We start from the raw sequence: 1,818 nt of genomic DNA, 5'->3' as shown, positions 1-1,818 counted from the left end.
CATCTTCAAACTCGCGCAGGATGCGGCGGCAAAGGTCTCGCCCAAGATGGCCTTTCGCGCGTGACTGATCGTGCAGCACGCGCGGCAGTGCGACAGCGCGCAACTGCCAGTTGCGGCCCAGCGAAAGCAAATGGCAAGCTACGCCTCGCGCTTCATAGCTCAACCGGGAGTCGCGCAGCAGGCTGCAAGGCAAAGACCACCAATATTCCGCAGAGTCATCAATGCGGATGCGGCTCATGACTTCGCCCTCTGGCGAGTCAGACAACCAGCGTGCTCACGCTCCGCCGCCTGAGTCTCAAGCCATGCGTCGATCTCGTGGGCAAAAAAGCCAATCGAACGGCCGCTTGGGCCTAGCCGAACTGGCTTCGGAAAATCTTCAGTCTGGCAAAGTCGCCAGAGGGTTGTCCGGCTGACCGAGATCTTCGTGCAGACATCCTGCGTCTTGATGATTTGCATGCTGTTCCTCTTAACGTGTTGAAACACGAAGGGATCATGCAAAAGATCTGGTTATGAAGTCAGGGAGCACGGTTGTCACCTGCACTCCCTATTCTCGGGCCTGAAATCACCCAGCATGCAAACCGGTGTCGAGCAGTGGCCTCAGCTGTGCCAGTCGAATGTTTCACAAAATGGCCGAGACAATCCAAGCTCGTATCCTTGGCAAGATGCCGTAAGGATGCTGCTTGTGGGCAGGGTTTGTTCACGTCCCTCGGAGACGGCTTTCATTATCTGGGACATGTAAAGATTGGGCTCTATCACTGTTTTCTTCAGCAGCACCCGGACTACAACTCCATCGATAGCGACGGTAAATCCTTTGCTGAAACGCCCCAGATAGTGATTGGCGCGATGAGCAGGCGTGGTTTCAGCATCGGCCTTCATGCTGCCTGCAGCATAGATGGCGCCGAGGAGATAGGCGGATGGCTCGTTCTTGCTGTTCACCGAGTGGTACTCGAACTCCTTGCTCCACTTGATCGGAATTCTGAATTGCTGGCAGGTGACGATAAACTGCTTGGCGATCAGTTCCTTGGCCTCATGTTCTCTGCTTGCTCCGGGCGCTGACAATTGCCTGCTCACGGAGTGTAGCGACTCGCAGAACAGCTTATGGGTAGGCAGGTCCTTCCTCAGAAATTCGGGCAATAGCGCTGCCGACTCTTCGTCCAGGCTTCGAAGCGCCTTGCTTAACCGGGACGCCGCATCTCGGAGTCTTTTTAGTTGCTCAAGTGTGCCTTCTTCAATTTCAGGGGGCGGCATCGTACGCCAACGAAAACTTTCTGCCAGCCGCAGAAAAGCATTTACACATTGCTCGCGGCGCTGAACGCCATATCGGTCGCAGGTTGCCTCTGCTCTGGTGCGCAGCTCGGCGGCGGCATCGGAGTTGGGAATATCTGGAGCCATGATCTTTGTGGTCATGCCTGTGCTTGCTCTTTCCATTCGTCCAATCTGTCCGCCCATTCCTGCATCATGGTGCGGCGCTCATCGAAATAGGTGGCGTGGTTGTAGGTACGACGCACATTGTTCTGGTCGGCATGGGCAAGCTGCGCCTCGATGGCATCGGGGCGGTAGCCCATCTCGTTAAGACGGGTACTGCCGCTGGTCCGCGTGGCGTGTGGGCTATAAGCGCCACTCCACCCCAAAACCTTGAGCGCCTGGCGAAGCGATGCGGCGGACATGGGAGCGTTGCGATCATCCCGGCCGGGAAACAGGTGCTTGCGATTGCCGGTAATGGCATGCAGTCCTTTGAGCATCTCCACTGCCTGTCGTGGCAGAGGCACGACGTGCTCCTTGCGCGCTGTCAGGCGCTGCGCCGGGATACGCCAAACA

Annotated in this window: 4 protein-coding genes; all 4 read right to left on the bottom strand. The window is 57.0% G+C overall.

Annotated elements, in window-relative coordinates; translation table 11 throughout:
- On the bottom strand, positions 1-238 hold a 238-nt coding region (locus tag EV669_RS13975), incomplete at its 3' end, for a hypothetical protein (protein WP_207913924.1).
- On the bottom strand, positions 235-456 hold the full coding sequence (locus tag EV669_RS14320) for a helix-turn-helix transcriptional regulator (protein ID WP_132099009.1): 222 nt from the start codon (positions 454-456) through the stop codon (positions 235-237). The genes EV669_RS13975 and EV669_RS14320, both read right to left, overlap by 4 nt.
- A 141-nt stretch (positions 457-597) precedes the next feature.
- Positions 598-1,407, bottom strand: coding sequence for a hypothetical protein (locus EV669_RS13965; protein WP_132099008.1), 810 nt, complete (start codon positions 1,405-1,407; stop codon positions 598-600).
- On the bottom strand, positions 1,404-1,818 hold a 415-nt coding region (locus tag EV669_RS13960; protein ID WP_165922754.1), incomplete at its 5' end, for a tyrosine-type recombinase/integrase. The genes EV669_RS13965 and EV669_RS13960, both read right to left, overlap by 4 nt.

Source organism: Gulbenkiania mobilis (assembly GCA_004346645.1).
GTDB classification, from domain to species: Bacteria; Pseudomonadota; Gammaproteobacteria; order Burkholderiales; family Chromobacteriaceae; genus Gulbenkiania; species Gulbenkiania mobilis.
This window is presented reverse-complemented; position numbering and strand designations above follow the sequence as displayed.

Excerpts from the sequence above, each read along its gene's own strand:
- EV669_RS13965 (WP_132099008.1), bottom strand. The coding sequence starts at position 1,407 with ATGACCACAAAGATCATGGCTCCAGATATTCCCAACTCCGATGCCGCC.
- EV669_RS14320 (WP_132099009.1), bottom strand. The coding sequence starts at position 456 with ATGCAAATCATCAAGACGCAGGATGTCTGCACGAAGATCTCGGTCAGC.